Annotated in this window: 19 protein-coding genes and 1 tRNA gene; 8 read left to right on the plus strand and 12 right to left on the minus strand. The window is 65.2% G+C overall.

Annotation, left to right across the window (positions count from 1 at the left end; genetic code table 11):
- Positions 1-7 precede the first annotated feature (7 nt).
- From B9Y64_RS21105 to B9Y64_RS21115, 3 genes are all read right to left on the minus strand, one after another.
- Positions 8-871 (minus strand): Smlt3025 familytype IV secretion system inhibitor, encoded by an 864-nt coding sequence (locus B9Y64_RS21105; RefSeq protein ID WP_100442312.1) that lies wholly within the window; start codon positions 869-871, stop codon positions 8-10.
- 76 nt (positions 872-947) lie between these two features.
- Positions 948-1,355, minus strand: a complete 408-nt coding sequence (locus B9Y64_RS21110) for a hypothetical protein (protein ID WP_100442313.1) — start codon at positions 1,353-1,355, stop codon at positions 948-950.
- A 479-nt stretch (positions 1,356-1,834) separates the two neighbouring features.
- Entirely contained in the window at positions 1,835-2,182 is a 348-nt protein-coding gene (locus tag B9Y64_RS21115) for a winged helix-turn-helix transcriptional regulator (protein ID WP_100442314.1), read from the minus strand.
- A 102-nt stretch (positions 2,183-2,284) separates the two neighbouring features.
- On the opposite strand from B9Y64_RS21115, the gene B9Y64_RS21120 reads away from it, so the two are divergent.
- From B9Y64_RS21120 to B9Y64_RS21135, 3 genes are all read left to right on the plus strand, one after another.
- Positions 2,285-3,274 carry an MDR family oxidoreductase gene (locus tag B9Y64_RS21120; RefSeq protein ID WP_100442315.1) on the plus strand — a complete coding sequence of 330 codons (990 nt, stop codon included), beginning with the start codon at positions 2,285-2,287 and terminating at the stop codon, positions 3,272-3,274.
- Between the two features lie 129 nt (positions 3,275-3,403).
- Positions 3,404-3,724, plus strand: coding sequence for a hypothetical protein (locus B9Y64_RS21125; protein ID WP_100442316.1), 321 nt, complete (start codon positions 3,404-3,406; stop codon positions 3,722-3,724).
- A 386-nt stretch (positions 3,725-4,110) separates the two neighbouring features.
- Entirely contained in the window at positions 4,111-6,864 is a 2,754-nt protein-coding gene (locus B9Y64_RS21135) for a UvrD-helicase domain-containing protein (RefSeq protein ID WP_100442342.1), read from the plus strand.
- Positions 6,865-7,044: 180 nt separating this feature from the next.
- Here the strand turns inward: B9Y64_RS21135 and B9Y64_RS21140 are convergent, their stop codons facing one another.
- The 3 genes from B9Y64_RS21140 to B9Y64_RS21145 all read right to left on the minus strand — a co-directional run bounded on the left by B9Y64_RS21140 (position 7,045) and on the right by B9Y64_RS21145 (position 8,575).
- Positions 7,045-7,842, minus strand: coding sequence for an adenylate/guanylate cyclase domain-containing protein (locus B9Y64_RS21140; protein ID WP_157804551.1), 798 nt, complete (start codon positions 7,840-7,842; stop codon positions 7,045-7,047).
- Positions 7,839-8,303 (minus strand): Pycsar system effector family protein, encoded by a 465-nt coding sequence (locus B9Y64_RS22095; RefSeq protein WP_157804552.1) that lies wholly within the window; start codon positions 8,301-8,303, stop codon positions 7,839-7,841. The genes B9Y64_RS21140 and B9Y64_RS22095 overlap by 4 nt, the downstream gene beginning before the upstream one ends.
- 182 nt (positions 8,304-8,485) lie before the next feature.
- Positions 8,486-8,575: transfer RNA gene (locus B9Y64_RS21145), tRNA-Ser, on the minus strand.
- Between the two features lie 123 nt (positions 8,576-8,698).
- Here B9Y64_RS21145 and B9Y64_RS21150 point away from each other — a divergent pair.
- Positions 8,699-9,772 (plus strand): DUF4241 domain-containing protein, encoded by a 1,074-nt coding sequence (locus B9Y64_RS21150; protein ID WP_100442318.1) that lies wholly within the window; start codon positions 8,699-8,701, stop codon positions 9,770-9,772.
- Positions 9,773-9,827: 55 nt separating this feature from the next.
- On the opposite strand, the gene B9Y64_RS21155 is transcribed toward B9Y64_RS21150, so the two are convergent.
- Positions 9,828-10,820, minus strand: coding sequence for a LysR family transcriptional regulator (locus B9Y64_RS21155; RefSeq protein WP_005410175.1), 993 nt, complete (start codon positions 10,818-10,820; stop codon positions 9,828-9,830).
- A 127-nt stretch (positions 10,821-10,947) separates the two neighbouring features.
- Between B9Y64_RS21155 and B9Y64_RS21160 the strand changes: the two genes are divergently transcribed.
- Positions 10,948-11,535 (plus strand): FMN-dependent NADH-azoreductase, encoded by a 588-nt coding sequence (locus B9Y64_RS21160; protein ID WP_100442319.1) that lies wholly within the window; start codon positions 10,948-10,950, stop codon positions 11,533-11,535.
- A gap of 221 nt (positions 11,536-11,756) precedes the next feature.
- The gene (locus B9Y64_RS21165) at positions 11,757-12,113 is read left to right on the plus strand and encodes a ligand-binding protein SH3 (protein ID WP_100442320.1); all 357 of its coding nucleotides are present in this window, start codon (positions 11,757-11,759) and stop codon (positions 12,111-12,113) included.
- Between the two features lie 112 nt (positions 12,114-12,225).
- On the opposite strand, the gene serS is transcribed toward B9Y64_RS21165, so the two are convergent.
- Positions 12,226-13,506, minus strand: coding sequence for a serine--tRNA ligase (gene serS / locus B9Y64_RS21170; protein WP_100442321.1), 1,281 nt, complete (start codon positions 13,504-13,506; stop codon positions 12,226-12,228).
- 113 nt (positions 13,507-13,619) lie between these two features.
- Here serS and B9Y64_RS21175 point away from each other — a divergent pair, with 113 nt between their 5' ends.
- Both B9Y64_RS21175 and B9Y64_RS21180 read left to right on the plus strand, forming a co-directional pair.
- Complete coding sequence (locus B9Y64_RS21175) at positions 13,620-14,258, plus strand: energy transducer TonB (protein ID WP_100442322.1); 639 nt, start codon at positions 13,620-13,622, stop codon at positions 14,256-14,258.
- A 119-nt stretch (positions 14,259-14,377) separates the two neighbouring features.
- On the plus strand, positions 14,378-14,950 hold the full coding sequence (locus B9Y64_RS21180) for an energy transducer TonB (RefSeq protein ID WP_100442323.1): 573 nt from the start codon (positions 14,378-14,380) through the stop codon (positions 14,948-14,950).
- 250 nt (positions 14,951-15,200) lie between these two features.
- Here the strand turns inward: B9Y64_RS21180 and aroA are convergent, their stop codons facing one another.
- The 4 genes from aroA to B9Y64_RS21200 form a co-directional block, all read right to left on the minus strand.
- Complete coding sequence (gene aroA / locus B9Y64_RS21185) at positions 15,201-16,508, minus strand: 3-phosphoshikimate 1-carboxyvinyltransferase (protein WP_100442324.1); 1,308 nt, start codon at positions 16,506-16,508, stop codon at positions 15,201-15,203.
- Positions 16,509-16,584: 76 nt separating this feature from the next.
- Positions 16,585-17,784 carry a prephenate dehydratase gene (pheA, locus tag B9Y64_RS21190; RefSeq protein ID WP_100442325.1) on the minus strand — a complete coding sequence of 400 codons (1,200 nt, stop codon included), beginning with the start codon at positions 17,782-17,784 and terminating at the stop codon, positions 16,585-16,587.
- A gap of 51 nt (positions 17,785-17,835) precedes the next feature.
- Positions 17,836-18,921 carry a 3-phosphoserine/phosphohydroxythreonine transaminase gene (gene serC / locus B9Y64_RS21195; protein WP_100442326.1) on the minus strand — a complete coding sequence of 362 codons (1,086 nt, stop codon included), beginning with the start codon at positions 18,919-18,921 and terminating at the stop codon, positions 17,836-17,838.
- A gap of 282 nt (positions 18,922-19,203) precedes the next feature.
- Positions 19,204-20,010 (minus strand): FHA domain-containing protein, encoded by an 807-nt coding sequence (locus B9Y64_RS21200; protein WP_100442327.1) that lies wholly within the window; start codon positions 20,008-20,010, stop codon positions 19,204-19,206.
- Positions 20,011-20,084: the final 74 nt, after the last annotated feature.

Here is a 20,084-nt window from a genome sequence, read left to right on the forward strand (position 1 = left end):
TTACCGTTCACTTGGACCGGGTGCGCGCGATGACGTCCCTGACGGCCTCTTCCATGCGCTTCCAGTCCTTCAGAAACGCTCTCTTGTAGTCCAGGCTGACGGACAGCTTGTTGTCGATGTCCACGAAATAATGAACGCAGCCAGCTGCTACTTCTCCTGGCTCACTGATCACCTCGCTCCCCTCCAGCCGCACACCGTCGCGTCGGAACGTCCCGCCGTCACATTTGATGAACGAGCTGATCCGACCGTCGGCCTGGCGTGCGATGTACCAGTCTCTCTCGTAGGCGGGATTGCGGACAGGCGGCTTCCCGTACCGCGCCTCATACTTCTTCGCGTACAACACCATCTTCGCTTCATCGATTGCATAGGGCGTCAGGCCCAAGGTCTCCGGCTGTGCAACGCGTTGATCGAGACGGTCCCTGGGATCCTCCCTTTCCACAGAGCCCTCCTCCGTGATGGCTTCATTTGACGACAGCCTTGAAAGCAGTGTTTCGACAGGAACGCGATCAACGTAGTTGATCCGAATGGGAATCTCCTTCCGGAAATCATTCGTGCGCGGATTCGCCCGGGCACCCGGCAGCGTCGGCTTCATGTCGGGCCACTCGATGACCAGCGTCACGCCCTCGCCCGGCCACGGTGCGATCTGGCTGTCCAGGTAGTTGGCCGGAATGCGGAAGGTGTTCGGCCCGAGCTTCACCTCCACGGGCGCATCGGTATAGGTGTGGCCGTTGATCGTGCGGCCGGTCTGGGTTGCGCCGGACATGGCGGGATTCCTTTCGTGTTCGGTGGACGGCGGCCGTGCACACGCGCCGGCACTCACTGCGACGGCAAGTGCAAGCGTCAGGCAACGGCTGGGGGACATCACGTGCATGGGCATTCCATTGCAGGGTTCCGGGGCCACTATAGGGAACCGGACGTCAACGGAACAGGAACCGCATCGCAGCCCTTCATGGAACCAGGCAGCGCTCCACCTGCAGCGACAGCACGTGGCAGGCGTTGAACAGACCCTCGACCACGGCTGCGGAGGGGCAGCATGCAGGATCGTCGTTCTCCCGCGCCACATGCGCGGCGTGCAGTATCGCGGTCAACGCCGTGATTCCCGAAGCACTGCGGGTCGCAAGGGCCATGTCGAAGCCGCGGCCGGGGCTCAAGCACATCTCACTCCAGGCCTCGCCATCGGCGCGCAGGTTCCTGCCGTGGCCTTTCAGGTGTGCAAAGAATGCCGATGGCGTGACGAATTCAGCGGATTCGCAGAGCGCGGCCTCCAGCGTTTCGGCCAAGGCAGTGGGAAGATCGCGCACGGCGGCGCCCAGCAGCGCATGCAGGCGGGGATGATCGGGAAGACGTTCGGGCATGACGGCAACCTCACGATGTGGCCACCTGCAGATGCAAGGTGGCGGACGGTGCGGGTTGGCGTGCCGGATACGTACCGCTAAAGCCGGCGGATCGGAAGATCCCCACGCACCGTCCACCATGAGCTGGCGGTGCATTGTCGCGGTTGCAGCTTCGGCTGCAATCGCGACCGGTAGCGATACGTAAGTTCGGGACGCCAATCCCGGCCAGGGCGGGTGCCTTGGCGCGACCATGGTTACCGCCATGAACCCGCGGCGGAAAGCAGATAAATCCCGGGCGATCGCCTTGTTACGTTGGTTACGTCAGCAGACGTCGAGTTGCTCATTGACGGACGCGCGTCGCCAGCAGACAACGCCACCGGCGTGCACTGCACGGACGCCATATCAAGCCGTATACGACACGTGCGCAGCCGGCGCCAAAGACCGTCGATTGCAGTGAGCGCTCGCGAAATCGGCATGCGGCCTTCGCACCCGCTCAGCCTTCAGCTATCACCGTCGGTGCCCTGATGGCCACGGTAGGTTTCACCCCACTCGCGCATGGCAAGCAGCACCGGCACCAGCGTGCGCCCGAACTCGGAAAGCTCGTATTCCACCTTCGGCGGCACTTCCGGGTACACGTGGCGGATCACCACGCCATCGGCTTCCAGTTCACGCAGCTGGCTGGTGAGCATGGACTGGGTGGCGTTGGGCACCCGCCGCGTCAGTTCCATGAAACGCCGCTTGCCTGTCATCAGGTGAAAGAGGATGACAGGCTTCCACACGCCGCCCATCACCGACAGCGTGACCTCCACGGCGCAACCGCTCTTGCCATCCCAACGCTTGCTACGCATGCATACTCCGGAAAACCATAGTACCTACGGAAAATCATCGTTCTTGTTGCGATAAGGGTGCGAGCCTAGCATGGCGCCATCCACTGAACGTGAGGCCCCACCATGAGTTTCAAGGCGCTGCTGACCCGCAAGACAAACGACGGCGTATCCACGGAACTGGTCGATTTCGATGAAGCCAATCTGATGGACGGCGACGTGCTGGTGCAGGTCGAATACTCAACGCTGAACTACAAGGACGCACTGGCCCTCACGAATACGCGCCCGGTCATCCGCACTTTCCCGTTGATTCCGGGCATCGACCTGGCGGGCGTGGTGCTGGAGTCGAGCAATGCCGATTTCCAGCCCGGTGACCGTGTCGTGTTGAATGGCTGGGACCTGAGCATGGGCCACCACGGCGGCCTGGCACAGCGTGCCCGCGTGCGTGGCGAATGGCTCAACCGGATTCCCGGCAACCTGGGCACCCGCGACGCCATGGCCATCGGCACCGCAGGCTATACCGCCATGCTGTGCGTGCTGGCGCTGGAAGATGCCGGCGTGACGCCTGAAAAGGGCGATGTACTGGTGACCGGCGCCAACGGTGGCGTTGGCTCGATTGCGGTGGCGATCCTTTCAAAGCTGGGCTATCGCGTGGTGGCCGCCACCGGGCGCCCGGAGCACGCCGAGTACCTGCACAGCCTGGGTGCTGCCGAGATCATCGATCGCGCGCAGCTTTCGGAACCGCGCGACCGGCCGGTGAGTGCCGAGCGCTGGGCGGGCGTGGTGGACGTGGCCGGCGGCCCAACGCTGGTCAATGCCATTGCCGAGACCAGGTACCGTGGTGCCGTGGCCGCGTGCGGCCTGGCACAGAGCGACGCACTGCACGGTTCGGTCCTGCCTTTCATCCTGCGCAACGTAACCCTTGCGGGCGTGGATTCGGTGAATGCACCGCAGGACGTTCGCCAGCGCGCGTGGGATCGCCTCGCGACCGATCTGGACCCGCAGAAGCTGGAAAGCACGGTGCAGCTGATTGGGCTTGCCGACGTGCTGGACGTGTACGAGAAGATCATTCCGGGCAAGGTGCGCGGGCGGATTGTCGTGGATGTCAATGCATGAAGCACCCTGCACAGCGGGTTCCATGCTGCAGCGAATGGTGAACACGCCGTGAAACCATGAGCGCGGCGGGGGCGGCATGCCGCTGCCGCTCGCATACGCTCAAGTTCCCGTTGCCCCGTGGACATCGCCATGTCATTGACCGCATTCGCACTTGCCACTGCTCTTTCGGGCCTGCCCGACATTACCTGGGAGCGCGAACGCGGTGAGGACGCGCATCAGTTGATGCTCTGCCAGATCCATCGGGATGAGCTGATGCAGAATGATGCGGAAAGCGATGCCTACAAGCGCGCCAAGGCGGTCTGCGATCTTCTGGCGCGTGAGTACAGGAACAAATGGGATTTCGATGCGCAGGACGCATTGGCGGCATCGGCGGTGGATCTGGATGAGCTGATCCGGCGTGGTGAGGCGGTTGAGGTTCCCCCTGCAAAGCGGGACCGCGCCTACGAGTGATGCAGTGCCCGCGGGCACCGGCGCATGAAGCGGCGGGAAGCACCTGGGCCAGCACCGATCGGCGCTTCCAGCGGATTCGGCCCGGCGCCTTTGCCAGGAGCCTGATCCTGTCTGGCCGGATTACGGTGCCATCCTCCCTATCGATGCGCATATGGGCGACCTCACCCTCGTGGCCCTGCATCGCCGTGGTCACCAGAATCTTCAGTGCGTCGGTGCGGATATCGTAGCCGCCGTCGATGTGCTTGAGGGTTCCTGCACTGTTCCAGTCAACGTCCATGCCCGGCCCCGAAGCCAAAGGCCGCGCGCGTCGTCAAGGCCCCTTATCATTGGAGGCGTAGGGGCTCTGCAAGCCCAGTTGACGCACGCAAGGCAGTATCTGGATGTTCATGGAATGGTGCCCCTCGGGCTGGGGCCAGCGTATGACCCGTTCGCCAGACTGGCGATTGCGGCTTGATGGCGAACAGGTCGAGCTTTCGATTGAAGGCCGTCAGTACCGGCAGCTCCTGGATGACCGGCAGCGCGTACAGGTCATTCCTGGCGTGTTCTGGGCCAGGGTTGCACTGCAGACCGAGGGCGGCGACACGCTGTCCGTGGATGGACTGCCCAACGGCCAGGCCTCGCGGCTTGCGGCTGCCGTGCAGCAGGCGTGCTTTGCGCGCACCACGCGTGGGCGCAAGGCACTCTTTGAGACCCTCCTGGGGCAGATCCAGTCGTGGCTGGCGGAGGCGGACGCGCTTACCGACCGTGGCACCACCGGCCGGCGCTGGATCAGCCACGAGCAGCAGCAGGCACTGCTGGCCGGCCGCCCCGCCCTGCCCCTTGCGCCAGCCGAACTGGAGCGGCTGTTCCTCGATGAGGACGTGCACGACGACCTGCACGCGCATGGCCACCGCATGGCGCTGGATGCCCTGCACGACTGGCAGCTGGATTGGCCCGCCGTGTGGGCCGAGGCCAACGCAACCATGGCAGCGCGTGAGCGGGTGCTGGCCAGGGACTTCCTGGACCGGGTCGAGAGCAAGCCACTGACCGAGGAACAGGCCCGCGCCGTCATCTGCTTCGACAACCGGGTGCAGGTCGTGGCCGCGGCGGGTTCCGGCAAGACCTCCACCATGGTCGCCAAGGCTGCATATGCCATCGATCGCGGCTTCGTCGAACCCGAACGGATCGTGATGCTCGCCTTCAACAAGGACGCCGCGAAGGAGCTGGAGGAGCGCGCGCAGCAATCCTTCGACCGGCTCGGCATGGGCGACACCGTGGTCGAGGCCCGGACCTTCCACGCCCTGGGCCTGGCCATCATCGCCAAAGCCACAGGGCGCAAGCCCGATATCCCGGAATGGGCGGTCGACGCGACGCTGGGCTTCAACAAGCTGGCCGAACTGGTGGACGACCTGAAGGACCGCTCGGCCCACTTCCGCACCCAGTGGGACATGTTCCGCCTGGTGTTCGGGCGCGATCTTCCGCCGTTCGGTGCCGACATGTTGGCCGATGGTTACGACCGCGATGGCATGCCCTATATCCGTACCCTGCAGGGCGAGCGGGTAAAGAGCCTGGAAGAGTGCGTCATCGCCGACTGGCTGTTCTACAACGGCGTGGCGTACCACTACGAGCGACGCTACGAGTTCGATACCGCGACAGACACCCACCGCCAGTATCGTCCGGACTTCTATTACCCGGACGCCCGGCTGTACCACGAACACTTCGCGCTGGATGCCGATGGCCAGCCGCCGAAGCACTTCGCCAGCTACAGCGAAGGGATGCACTGGAAGCGCCAGCAGCATGCGTCGCGCGGTACCGCCCTGGTCGAGACAACGTCGTTTGGCCTGCGCAGTGGACATGCCCTGCAGGATCTTGCGGAGCGACTTGGCGCGGGTGATGTCGAACTCGACCCCAACCCGGACCGCGAGCTGCCGGATCAGGGTGCCAAGCCAATGCCGGATGCGGACCTGATCGGCTTGATGCGCACCTTCATTGCGCATGCCAAGAGCAACTGCCTGACGCTGGACGATATGGCGGCGCGCCTGCGGCAGATGCCCGAGGACCAGTTCAAGGAACGCTACCGGCGCTTCCTGGAAATCGCCGGCCCTGTTTTCCAGGCCTGGGACAATGCGCTGGCTGACGAGCGCAGCATCGACTTCGAGGACATGCTCAACATGGCGGCCGGGCTGCTGGAACAGGGCCGCTATGAATCACCCTACGAGCTGGTGATGGCCGACGAATTCCAGGACGCATCGCGCGCCCGTGCGCGTCTCTGCCGTGCGCTGGTGAGCCAACCGGGCCGCTATCTGTTTGCGGTGGGCGATGACTGGCAATCGATCAATCGCTTCGCCGGTGCCGACGTTTCGGTGATGACCGGATTCCGCGAATGGATGGGGCACGGCCAGGTGCTGAAACTGGAGCAGACGTTCCGCTGCCCACAGGCGCTCTGCGATGTTTCCAGCCGCTTCATCAGCCGCAATCCGGCTCAGATCGCCAAAGAAGTTCGCTCTGCTGCGCCGGCAATGGGCCTGGTGCTGCAGGCGTTCCAGATGAACCGGCGTGAGGAGGTGCAGGATGGTGTTCGCCAGTACCTTTCGAAGCTGCACCAGCAACTGCTGGCGGGTACGGTTGCGCAGGGCCGCAACGGGCGCGTGACAGTCTTTGTCCTCGGGCGGTATCGCGCCGATCGCGGTGCAGTGCCTTCGGATTGGAAGACGGCCTTCGGCAGCACGATGGACGTCGAGTTCCTGACCGTGCATCGATCGAAGGGGCGCGAGGCGGACTACGTGATCCTGCCGGGCATGATCAACCGCAGCTTCCCGAGCCTGCGCTCGGATGACCCGGTGCTTTCCCTGGCGATGCCGGACGGCGACACCTATCTGCTGAGCGAAGAACGACGGCTGTTCTATGTCGCGCTGACGCGAGCGCGACGATCGGTTGCGATGTTCACCCTGCAGGGCAAGCACTCGCCCTTCCTGGATGAGCTGGTGGAGGACGGCGCGGTGGAAGTGACCGCGATTTCAGGTGCGGCCATCCGCGAAGAGCGCTGCCCGGTGTGCAAGGTGGGAGTGTTCGTGGACCGGAATGGGCCGCATGGGGCTTTCCGGTCGTGCTCCAGCTACCCGTTGTGCCACAACAGGCCGAAGGGTGGGCGTCGTGGGTGAACACGTGAAATCAAATGCTTACCGCAAGCGTTGCCCTGTCAAACCTTGTCCCGAACTATGACAAGGCAATTGGCAGCGTTCGCAAATCGTTCTACTCCGCCTTACTGGTGAAGGCCAAGCAACGGGTCGAAATCTAACAGCAGTGCCATGCTGACCTTGCCCGGCTTCCGCCGGGCTTCTTTACCTGCGTGAAGCGCTACCAAGTAGAGTTGCGAAAGGATCATCGGCAACACCATCGTAGCGCCAGCAGCGATAAGGCGCGCTGCTTCCGCTGTAATGCCAAGTCCAATTGTCAGGGGTTACATCGGCGAACAGATGCAACCTATCCATAGGTGCAGACCTTTGAATTGCATCGCCGCACCAAATTTCATTCGTACCCGCGAACCCTTGAAGCTTACATGCGCGATTCGCAGCAGGTCCCACAGCAGTCAATGAACTACGCTCGTGAGCCGAACTTCCGGTTGGAAGCCCAATTCTTGCCAAGAGCAGCGGCCCCATATCCATGCCAATACGGGCATCGACGGGCTGAATCCCCTGCACGGCGAGTATTGGATTGACCAAGAAGTGCAAGACGTAGAACATTTCAGCGGCAGCATCCAATGCATTCTTCGCCGTGACTTGCGCATTTGTCTCGACCCCAAGAACAGCCATCAAACCATCGCCAGTATTCTTTTCAACGTAAGCGCCATAGCGATACAGAACGCGCATCATTGCAGGGATTACACAGTTCAGCAGGAACAGCGTTCTTTTCAGAGTATTAGCATCATCCGATGACGTAAGTTGTGTGAAGTTCCGTATGTCAAAGAAGATCACGCAAGCCGTGACCTTCCGCCCTGAGCCAATAACAATGTTATCGACGGCAGGTGCCACACGCCCATCAACTACCGCATCTAAGCGACGCAATAGCTGGGGAACCTTGTTCTGAACTTCAGCACGATATCCAGCAGCAATGATCCGGCCAAAGGGAGCAACCATCATCGGACCCCGAAAGCAATGGACAGAGACAAACATGCAAGCCCAAGGACGATGATTGTCCACCTGACCATTGCATTCTTCTTCAATAGAACTTCGCTAACGAAGTAGTTTTGTCTGGCGTACTCACGCCCAATTGCATCGTCATCGAGTTGGCGAAGTGACTTCCAGTAAGATTCCGCAGAATCGAATGATCGGATATCCGCCCAGAAAATATGCCCGCTCCCTGAATGCGGAGTGCGCGGATACAACACGGTTGCCGCCAGCACAGCAGATAGCCCCGCGAGGATCGTACCTATAAGCCGTAAGATAGGTTCTGCGTCCTTCGCTTCGGAACTTAAGGCTAAGCCCACAAGCACAAGCGAACCGGCCGCAAGCGCCGCCGCTTTTCCATCGGCCACAAGGACGTAGTGATTGAGATAGTCGTTGATGCCTTTGCCGAGGCCATCATCGCCTTGCGTGTTCATGCCCCCCCCTTGCGAACTGTCGTCACAAGCTTAACGAACAGCAACAGCCACGGCAGACTCATTGCTTCGACCGGGCCGCCGATCACTCGTTGCCAATGTGGCTAGAGTTTCGTCACTACATTGGCAATAGAGAATTGCAAAGAACAAATAGCCCTTGAAATCCAAGAGCTTAATTCACGATTTGGCGGAGAGAGTGGGATTCGAACCCACGGAAGGTTTAACCCTTCGCCGGTTTTCAAGACCGGTGCCTTAAACCGCTCGGCCATCTCTCCAATCGGGTCCCGGTCGCCCGGGCAGCGGCGTATTCTCGCACGGGAAGGGCATTTGCCCAAGACCAGCTTGCCCCTGCCCTTCGCATCCGGCACGGTGGGGCCTTCACCGCAATCGGAGCCGCCATGGCCCATCTCGATCTGGCCAACCTGCGCACCTGCCTGCTGGACGACACCCAGCTGGCCGCAGTGGCCCTGCACCGCACCTTCGCCGGACACCTGCCGGTCAGCAGCGGGCACCTGGTGGTCTGCGATCCGTTGGTCCAGGCCGAGGCGCCGGCGCTGGCCGACCACACCGCCCCGCTGGGCCGGCATCCAGTCGAGATCATCGTGCACAGCGGCCGCCCGGCGTTGGCCGTAGCCTGGTTCAAGCCCCGCCAAGCCCTCACTGCGACCGCCCTGCACTGGCAGATGGCGCGCTGGACCACGCAGGACCTGACCGGCCTGGATGAGGACAGCTTCATTGGCTACCCGGTCGACGCCGGCATCGGCTGTTTCATGGACACCGACACCCAGCAGGCGCTGCTGGCCCTGATCGAACAGGCCAATGGCGACGAAGAGAGTGAATGGTCAGATGCGCTGATCGACCACGATGGCCTGGATGAAGGCGCCGAGTACCGCCCCTGGGGCGAGGACTCGCCGCACGGCCTGGTCGTGTTCACCAGCGGCTGGGGCGACGGTGTCTATCCCAGCTACTGGGCGCTGGATACATCCGGCATTCCGGTCGCATTGGTCACCGATTTCCTGTGCATCCAGGGCGGCGATGGGCGCGACGAGCGCGAGATCGCCGACCAGGCCTATCGCGACAGCCTCCCACCCGATGAAGCCGAAGCGCTGGCACGGCTGGTGGCTGCCGTGGAGCGAGACGACGCGGAGGCGCTGCGTGCGCTGCTGAAAGATGCACCTCAGCGCGCCAATCAGGTCGAACCGGGCTGCGGTGGCACCGCATTGTTTGAAGCCATCCGCCTGGACCGTCCGCAGGCATTGCGGGTGCTGCTGCAGGGCGGCGCCTTGCCTGCAATGCCCGAACGCCTGCACATGAGCAAGGTGACCAGCTACCTGGACTACGCGCGCTTCCTCAAAAAACCACGCAGCGCGGAACTGATGGCGGTGCTGGAAGCGCCCGTCGTTGCAGCCGAACCGCCGCCGGCCGCAGCGCGACGCCGCAGCTTCTGGGACCGGCTGTTCGGGCGGAGTTGATCGGCGGCGGAAATCAGCAACGCCGGGCATCGCCCGGCGCTACCGTTCAGTTCTTTCAGCCGGCATCTACTGCCAGTGCACCCAGTGCGCTGGCCTTGATCCGCTCCTTGGCCTTTTCACAGGCACCACCGCAATCCAGGCGCGAGGCCTCCAGCTGCGGCGGCAGGTGCTCGGCCAGGAAGTCGATGAACACGCGTACCGCCGGCAGCAGGCCGCGGCGCGAGGCGAATACGGCATGGCACACGCCCTGCGGCAGCGACCAGTCCGGCAGCACCACTTCCAGCTCGCCATTGCGCACCGCATCGGCGCACACGGTTTCCGGCAGCATGGTGATGCCAAAACCGTCCTTCACCATGCTCTGCAGCAACGGGAAGTCGAAGCCGGCCACGCGCGGCTGCAGGTCGACCCGGCGCACTTCGCCTTCCGGGCCATGCAGTTCCCAGCGCTGGCGCGCTTCGTCTTCGCTGATGCTGAGGGTGACGTGCTGGGTCAGTTCTTCCGGGTCCTTGGGGCGGCCGGCGCGGTCGAGGTACTTCGGGCTGGCCACCAGCAGTTCCTGCACCTGGCCGAAGCTGCGCATCACCAGGCTGCCGTCGTCGTCCAGCCGCGAACGCACGCGCAGGGCCACGTCGTAACCTTCATTGATGATGTCCACGCGGCGGTTGCTGATGTTCAGCTGCAGGCGCACCTTCGGATACTGCTCAAGGAACTTGGGCAGCAATTTGGGCAGCTGCATCTGTGCCAGCGATACCGGCACGCTGGCGCGCACCACGCCGCGCGGTTCCGCGCTGAGGCGGTCCACCACTTCACGTGCGGCCTGTGCCTCGGCCAGCATCGTCTGCGCGTGGCGGTGCACGCTGGTACCGACATCGGTGACGGCGAAACGGCGCGTGGAGCGCTGCAGCAGGCGCACGCCCAGATCGGTTTCCAACTGGCTGATGCGGCGGCTCAGCCGCGACTTGGGAATACCCAGTGCGCGCTCGGCGGCGGCGAATCCACCGTGGTCGACCACCATCGCGAAGTAGTACAGGTCATTCAGGTCATGCATGCCCGAGTTCCATATCTAGAACAATACGTGGCATTCAACCACCTTTATCCCGCCTTTGCAACAACCTATCGTTCTCTCCGTCGGCGGGGCTTACCCGCCCCTTCCTCCCAGAACATAGGTGACTGCCATGAAGCTTCTGCATCTCGACGCCAGCGTGCTTGGCGACAACTCCGTCTCGCGCCAGCTGTCGGCCGCCGTGGTCGCCCGCTTCACGGGCCAGATCGACGGCCTGCAGGTCGATTATCGCGATCTTGACGCCAATCCGGTACCGCATCTGCGCAGCAGTTCGCTGGCCAAAACCGACGCCGCCGAGGCGACCGATGCTGAACAGGTGATGCAGCAGTTCCTGGAGGCCGACATCGTGGTGATCGGCGCACCGATGTACAACTTCAGCATCCCGTCCACCCTGAAGGCCTGGATCGACCGCGTGGCCGTGGCCGGCCGCACCTTCAAGTACACCGAGAACGGCCCGGTGGGCCTGGCCGGTGGCAAGCGGGTGATCATCGCCAGCAGCCGCGGCGGCATCTACACCGACTCGCCGGCCGACTTCCAGGAGCCGTTCCTGCGCCAGGTGTTCGCCTTCATGGGCATCAACGAGGTCGAGTTCGTGCGCGCCGAAGGCATCGCCTACTCGCCGCAGCACCGCGAAGACGCCATTGCCGGTGCGCTGGCGGCGCTGCCGTCGCACGAAGTGGCCGAAGCCGTCGCCGCTTAACGCGTTCCAACGTTCGGCGCCCCTCTCTCCTCGTCTGGGCGCTGAACGCGGGCCGGGACCCCCTCCCCCATCCCGGCCCACCCCTGGCGGCCCCGCACTGCGGGGCCGTTTTTTTGTGTCTGGCCTGAGGGGTGCGCCATCCACGCATGGCGTGGATCTACTGCACCTGTGCGTGGATTCCGTGCCATGCGCGGCGCTCACCAGAACGCTAGGCTGGGGCGATGGATTACATCGTGACGGCTGCGCACCGCAGCGAATTTCCGCATCCGATCACCCTGCGCCGTGGCCAGGCGCTGGTGGTGGGCGAACGCCATGAAGGCCCGGAGGGCTGGGACGACTGGTTCCTGTGCGAGGCCGAGGGACAGCGGCCCGGCTTCGTGCCGGCGCCGGTGATCGGCCGCGATGCGCAGGGTGGCGCATTTGCCACCCAGGATTACTGCGCGCGCGAGCTGGATGTGGATCCGGGGCAGGTGCTGCGCGGGCAACACACGCTCAATGGCTGGGCGTGGTGCGTGCCGGAGACGGGCGAACCGGGATGGGTGCCGCTGGGGAAGCTGCGGTCGGCAGAAACCCCGTAGCGCCCGAGCCTGCGCTCGGGCGGCGGCGCGCAGCGCCGATGATCAGTACGGCCCGCGATGGGCAAGAGCAGCCGAGCATGGGCTCGGCGCTACAGGCCACAAAGCCCGACGGTCAGGCGATGGCTTCCAGGCCACCCATGTACGGGCGCAGGGCCTCCGGCACGGTGATGCTGCCGTCGGCGTTCTGGTAGTTCTCCATCACCGCGATCATCGCGCGGCCAACGGCCACGCCCGAGCCGTTCAGCGTGTGCGCCAGCTCCGGCTTGCCGGTGGCCGGGTTGCGCCAGCGGGCCTGCATGCGGCGGGCCTGGAAGTCACCACAGTTCGAGCACGAGGAGATCTCACGATAGGTCTCCTGCGACGGCAGCCAGACTTCCAGGTCGTAGGTCTTCACCGCCGAGAAGCCCATGTCGCCGGTGCACAGCAGCACCTTGCGGTACGGCAGGCCCAGCTTTTCCAGCACCACTTCGGCGCAGCGGGTCATGCGCTGGTGTTCGGCGTCGCTGTCTTCCGGGCGGCTGATCGAGACCAGCTCGACCTTCTCGAACTGGTGCTGGCGGATCATGCCGCGCACGTCGCGGCCACCGCTGCCGGCCTCGGCACGGAAGCACATCGAGTGGGCGGTCATGCGCAGCGGCAGGCGCTCGGCGTCGACGATCTCGTCGCGCACGATGTTGGTCAGCGGCACTTCCGAGGTCGGGATCAGGTAGCGCGTGGAGTCGCCCACGGCGGTCTTGAACAGGTCGTCCTCGAACTTCGGCAGCTGGCTGGTACCGCGCAGCGAGTCGGCGTTGACCAGCAGCGGCACGTTGGTTTCCTCGTAGCCATGCTCACCGGTGTGCAGGTCGACCATGAACTGGGCCAGGGCGCGGTGCAGGCGCGCGATCGGGCCGCGCAGCACGGTGAAGCGCGAACCGGACAGCTTGGCCGCAGTCTCGCCGTCCAGCCAGCCGTTGCGGGCGCCCAGTTCGACGTGGTCGAGCACCTTGAAATCAAACTGGCGCGGAGTACCCCAGCGCGCCTGCTCGACGTTGTCGTTCTCGTCGGCGCCGGCCGGCACGTCATCGGCCGGCAGGTTCGGAATGCCCATCGAGATGGCTTCGATCTTCTCGCGCAGTTCGTCCAGCGCCACTTCCGAGGCCTTCAGCTCGTCGGCGAAGGCAGCGACCTCGGCCATGATGGCCGAAACGTCCTCGCCCTTGGCCTTGGCCTGGCCGATGGCCTTGGAACGGCTGTTGCGCAGGCTCTGCAGCTCCTGGGTCCGCACCTGGATGCGCTTGCGATCAGCCTCCAGGGACTCCAGGGCAGACACGTCGAGCTCGAAGCCGCGGCTGGTGCGCAGGCGTTCGGCGAGGTCGGCGGGCTGGTGGCGGAGCAGGACTGGATCAAGCATGGCAGGTGTCGTGGTGGGTATCAGGAACGGGATTATCGCCTGTTATACGGTTTTCTGCCGCCCGGTTCATTCCCGCCGTGGCAGAATCGAGCCATTCCGTACTGGTCCGGTCCATGTCTGCACCCCGCTCGTCGTCCGCCAAGTCGTTCACTGTGCATATCCCGCGCAACGCCCTGAAGATCGCCGGCATCGCCTTCGGCGTGGGCGTGCTGCTGTTCGTGCTGGTCTGGTTGACCGGCCGCGACAAGGAGTTCTTCCGTGCCGACCCGGCCGCGCAGACCCCGCAGGAGACCGCGCAGGTGGAACCGCTGCCCGAACCGCTGGCCGCAGCCGCAGGCTCCAGCGACATGCCCGATGCCAAGCCGGCCCCGGTAGAGGAAGAAGCCCCGAAGCTGGTCGAAACCGCGCCGCCACCGCCGGCGCCCATTGCTGAGGCGGCCCCGGCCGCGCCGGCCCCTGCGCCGGCCGCCACCGGCAACAGCCAGCCGATGCCGATTGCCGGCCAGTCGCCACCGCCGGCCTACCCGGCCGCCGCCCTGCGCGCCGGCGAGACCGGCAGCGTGGTGGTCCGCGTGGACGTGGATGCCACCGGCTACCCGAACAATGCCACCGTGATCCAGCGCAGCGGCTCACGCGAGCTCGACCGTGCCGCAACCGATGCCGTGCGCCGCTGGCGCTTCACCCCGGCACAGAGCAACGGCCAGGCCGTACCGGGCAGCATTGAAGTACCGTTCGACTTCAAGACCCAGTAACTGAACGTTTCCCGGCAGGCAAACTGAACCCTGCCGGTCGCGTTGACGCAACGCTGACACTTCCCACCGCTGGCCCGCGCAACACTTTCCCCGTCGTCAATTGACGGAAGGAGTTTGCGATGACCGCCACCACCCACGAAAACCTTCATTCGCCGCAGCTGCAGCAGGATGCCAGCGAACAGCACAAGCCCACGTCGCCCTGGATGTGGATCGCGCTGATCGTGGCGATGTTTGCCGCCGCGCTGCTCTGGCTGCGTCACTCGAACCAGGAAGACGTGGCGCCGGCACCGGTCGGCGAGCGCATGCTGCCAGCCCCTGAGCAGGCGCCGGTCGCCGACGTGCAGGAGCCGGCTGCGCGCCAGGCCGCACCCGCCGGCAACCAGCACAAGGCCGCCCCTGCGGTGCGCAATCGCGAGGCACGCCCGCTGGCGGGTAACAGCAAGCCGACCTACCCCGCTGCAGCGTTGCGCAACGGCGTACAGGGCAGCCTGATCGCCAGCCTGAATGTCGATTCCCGTGGCCAGGTGACCAATGCCGCCATTGTGTCGCGCAGCGGCGAACGCAGCCGTGACCTGGATCGTGCGGTGCTGAGCGCCGTGCAGAACTGGAAGTTCCAGCCGGCAATGCATGAAGGCCGTGCGGTGGCCAGTGTGGTGCGGGTCCCGGTGGATTTCCGTACCGAGCAGCGTTGATCGCGGACGAGGGGTTCGTGATGTTTAGACGGAGGCTTCGGCCTCCGTCCTTTTATGCGGAGAAGCGTGCCAACCAAGGTTGGCACCTACCGGGCGGTGGGAGCGTGCCAACCAAGGTTGGCACCTACCGGGCGGTGGGAGCGTGCCAACCAGGGTTGGTACCTGCCGGGCGGTGGGGCGTGCCAACCAGGGTTGGTACCTGCCGGGCGGTGGGGCGTGCCAACCAGGGTTGGCACCTGCCGGGGCCCGGTCAGGCCAGGTTGAATCCTGCACTGCGGGCAAGGCCATCGAAGTCCGGGAAGGACGTAGCGACGTTGGCGATGTCGTTGATGCGCACTTCGCCGTCACTGATCTGGCCAGCGATGGCAAACGCCATGGCGATGCGATGGTCACCGTGGCTTTCGATGGTGCCGCTGCCCAGGCGAACGCCGCCGTGCAGGGTGGCGCCGTCTTCGGTTTCGTCCACCTGCATGCCCAGCGCACGCAGGCCGGTGGCCATCGCCGCAAGGCGGTCGGATTCCTTCACCCGCAGCTCGGCGGCACCGCTCACCACGGTCTGGCCTTCGGCGGCGGCGGCGGCCACGAACAGCGCCGGGAACTCATCGATCATGTCCGGCACCAGTGCTTCCGGAATGCGCGCGCCCTTCAGCGGGGCGTAACGCACCACCAGATCAGCCACCGGCTCCCCACCCTGCTCGGCCGGATTCTCTTCAGTGATGTCCGCCCCCATCAGGCGCAGCGCGTGCAGCAGGCCGGTGCGGCGCGGATTCAGGCCAACCTGCTTCAGGCGCAGCTCGGACCCGGGAATGATGCTGGCGGCGACCAGGTAGAACGCGGCCGAAGAGAAGTCGGCCGGCACCACGATGTCAGTGGCGCGCAGGCGCTGGCCACCACGCAGGCGGGCCTTGCCGGGCGAAAACTCGATCTCCACGCCGAACGCGGACAGCATGCGCTCGGTGTAATCGCGGGTCGGGTGCGGTTCCAGCACGCTGGTTTCGCCCTGCGCGTACAGGCCGGCCAACAGTACGGCCGACTTGATCTGCGCGCTGGCCACCGGCGAGGCGAAGTCGATGCCGTGCAGCGCCTGGCCACCATGCACCTGCAGCGGCGGCGTGCCATCGCTTTCGGTGTCGATCTTCGCGCCCATCTGCGACAGCGGGCCGGTGACACGGCGCATCGGACGACCCGACAGCGACTCATCGCCGATCAGCGTGCAGTCGAACGCCTGGCCCGCCAGCAAGCCGGCCAGCAGGCGCATGCCGGTACCGGCATTGCCACAGTCCAGCGGTGCATCCGGTGCCTTCAGGCCGTCGATCCCAACGCCATGCACGATGCGCTGCGATGGGCTGGGGGTTTCGATGCGCACACCCAGCTGGCTGAAGATGCGCGCGGTCGCGCGGGTGTCCTCGCCTTCCAGGAAGCCCTCGATATGCGAAGTGCCATCGGCCAGCGCGGCGAACATCACCGAGCGGTGCGAGACCGACTTGTCGCCGGGAATGGTCAGGCTGCCCTGCAGCGGCTGGCCCTTGCGGGCGATCCAGTGTTGCGCGTTGCTCATCGTTCGATCATTCCGTAAACGCCGGCAGCGCCGGCGATGCATCAGGGAGCGGCGGCCATGGCCGCCGCGGCAGCACTCAGGGCACGGCCACCGGATAGGAGCCCAGCACCTTGATCTGCGCCGAGTGCGCTTCCAGTTCGGCCAGCGCCGCCTGCATCGGCGCGTCGTCGATGTGGCCGGCCAGGTCGATGAAGAAGCCGTACTCCCACTTGCCGTGGTGCGACGGCCGCGACTCGATGCGGTTCATGCTGATGCCGTGGCGGGCAAACGGGCTGAGCACGTCGAACAGCGCGCCGGGCTTGTCATGGATGAACACCAGCACCGAAGTGCGGTCGTGGCCGGAGGTCGGGAAGATGTTGCGGCCCACCACCAGGAAGCGGGTGGTGTTGTCGGCATCGTTCTGGATCGGCTTGGTGACCACCTTCTTCAGGCCGTACACGTGGCCGGCGCTCTCGCCACCGATGGCCGCCGCGTCGTCGGCGTTGCGTGCACGACGCGCGCCCTCGGCATTGCTCGACACCGGAATCTTCTCGGCCTTCGGCAGGTTCGCGCGCAGCCACGCCGAGGTCTGCATGAACGACTGCGGGTGCGCGTAGATACGCTCGATGTCTTCGATGCGGCCGCTGCGCGACATCAGGTACTGCTGCACGCGCAGCTCCACTTCGCCACAGATCTTCAGGTTGGAGGTCAGGAACATGTCCAGGGTGATCTGGATGGTGCCCTGCCCCGAATTCTCCACCGGCACCACGCCGAAATCGGCGTTGCCCGCTTCCACTTCCTGGAACACTTCTTCGATGCTGGCCATCGGCAGGCCCAGCGCCGAGCGGCCGAAGTGCTTGAGCACGGCCTGCTGGCTGAAGGTGCCTTCCGGGCCGAGATAGCCGATCTTCAGCGGCTCCTGCTGGGCCAGGCAGGCCGACATGATTTCGCGGTAGACATGCACCAGCAGCTCATCGCTGAGCGGGCCTTCGTTGCGGTCCACCACCATGCGCAGCACCTGCGCTTCTCGCTCGGGGCGGTAGTAGTCGACGGCTGCGGCGAGCTTGCCCTTGGCCTTGCCGACCTGGTGGGCGAAGCGCGCGCGTTCGGCGATCAGGCTCTGGATGTCGCGGTCGATCTGGTCGATCTTCGAGCGCACATCGGCCAGCGCCAGCGGCGCCAGGGTGGGTGCCGGGTTCGAGGCGGCCTTGGCCTTGCCCTTCGCTTTGCTGGGCGCGCTGTCCTTGACCGGATCGGCCTTCTTCGGCGCCTTCTTGCTGGATTTGCTGCTTGCCATCGGAATTCCTTGTTGCGGGGCACGCACCCGACGGTGCGCGCCGTTCATTGCTCAGCCGTGACGCTGCTGGAAATCGGCCATGAAACTGACCAGCGCCTCGGCCCCGGCCAGCGGCATGGCGTTGTACAGCGAGGCACGGATGCCCCCGACCACCTTGTGCCCCTTCAGCGCCAGCAGGCCGGCGGCCTTGGCTTCGGCGACGAAACGGGCATCGAGGCCGGCATCGGGCAGGAAGAACGGGATGTTCATGCGCGAGCGTGCCGCATGGGCGACCTCGTTGCGGTAGAAACCGCCGGACCCGTCGATGGCGCCGTATACCAGCGCCGCCTTGGCCGCGTTGCGCCGCGCGAACTCGGCCACACCGCCCTCGGCCAGCATCCACTTGAACACCAGGCCGGCCAGGTACCAGTTCCAGGTCGGCGGGGTGTTGAGCATCGAATCGCGGGCAACGTGCGAGCGGTAATCGAAGATGTCCGCGCGCGGCTGGCCGCTGCGCTCGAGCAGGTCGCGGCGGATGATCATCACCGCGATGCCGACCGGGCCCAGGTTCTTCTGCGCGCCGGCATAGATCACACCATAGCGGCGCACGTCCATCGGCTCGCTGGCGATGGACGAGCTGAAGTCGGCCACCAGCGGCACACTGCCGGTATCCGGCACGTCACGGAACTCGACGCCGTGGATGGTCTCGTTGGCGGTGATGTGCACATAGGCGGCATCGGGCGAGAGCTGCCAGTCGGCACGCGGCGGCAGTTCGCGGTAGCCGTTGGCCTCGCTGCTGCCGGCAATGTTGACGTCGACGTAGACACCGGCCTGCTTGACCGCTGTCTTGCCCCAGTGGCCACTGACCACGTAGTCGGCGCGCTGGCCGGGGCTGGCGAAGTTCAGCGGGATCAGCGCCTGCTGGGTGGTGGCACCACCGGACAGGAACAGCACCGCATAATCGTCGGGGATATCGAGCAGGCGACGCAGATCGGCCTCGGCCTCGGCAGCCACGGACATGAATTCCGCGCCGCGATGGCTCATTTCCACGATCGAGGCACCGGTACCGTGCCAGTCCAGCATTTCCGCCTGCGCCTGGCGCAGGACCGATTCCGGCAAGGTCGCAGGGCCGGCACTGAAGTTGAACGCGCGCGTCATGTCACACCTGTGGGGCAAGACCCCTAGTATGCCGCAGTGCACCAGCCTTGCGGCCTTGTGCGGCAAGGGAAATTTGGTTGCATTCGTATCCATTGGCCGCCAGCGTGGCGCCGGTAGTCGCCGACCTTGGTCGGCGTACGCCGTAAGGCGTCATGCCCACCCAGGAAACGTGCCGACCAGGGTCGTCAGCTACCAAAACCGTGTGCTGCCAGGCGTCATGCCCACCGATGGAGTGTGCCGACCCAGGTCGGCAGCTACCGGAGCGGACCCAGCGGATCCAGGTCAGCGCGCGCCGAACCAGAGCAGCAGGCTGAGCAGCGCGGCCAGCAGCAGCGCACTGACCAGCAGCCACGGCCAGCGCCTGACCTTGCGCGGCACGGGCGGCAGCACCGGCGCCTGTTCGGCCTCGTGGCTGGCGTCGTCCTCAACCGGCAGCGACCGCCGGCGCGGATCATGCGGTACTTCCAGCACGAAACGGTGCTGGCCATCGAACACTACCTGGTCGCCCGCCTGCAGCCAGCAGTGGCGCACGGCCACGCCGTTGACCCGGGTACCGTCGGCGCTGCCCAGGTCGCGCAGCAAGACGCGCTCGCCGTGCACTTCCACGCGGGCGTGCTGCTCGGCGAAGGCCGGGTCATCGATGGCGATGTCGGCCTCGTTGCCGCGGCCGATCAGGCGGGCCCGCGACAGAGTAAAGCTACGGCCGTGGTGGAGACCACCGACACCGCGCAGCAGCCGCTGCTGCTCGTCGCTGCCATCGTCGTTCTTCGGCGCAGGCGCCTGCAGCAGGCTCTCGACCTCGCCCTGCAGCACCATCTCCACGCCATCCACGTACACCGCGTCACCCGCACGCAGCAGCGCCATCCGGCGCACCGGCCGACCATTGACGTGGATGCCGCGGATGCCATTGCCGACCTGCAGCCAGAGGCCGCGATCATCCACGCAGAACTGGGCCAGCAACAGCGCGCCGTTGCCGGCATCGCCGAGCCGCACGCTGCCGTTGGCCTGGCGCACGATGCGCTGCACCCCGGGCCGCAAGGGCTGATCGGGCTGTTGTTGCTGACTGAAGTGAACAAGCAGGTTCTGCACGCGGCGCAGCCTAGCAGGTTGGTCGCCAACGAAGAAGAACCCACGATGAGTGCTTGGCGCGGCGGCCCTTGATG

The sequence above is a fragment of the Stenotrophomonas maltophilia genome (genome assembly GCF_002799245.1).
Taxonomy (GTDB): domain Bacteria; phylum Pseudomonadota; class Gammaproteobacteria; order Xanthomonadales; family Xanthomonadaceae; genus Stenotrophomonas; species Stenotrophomonas maltophilia_S.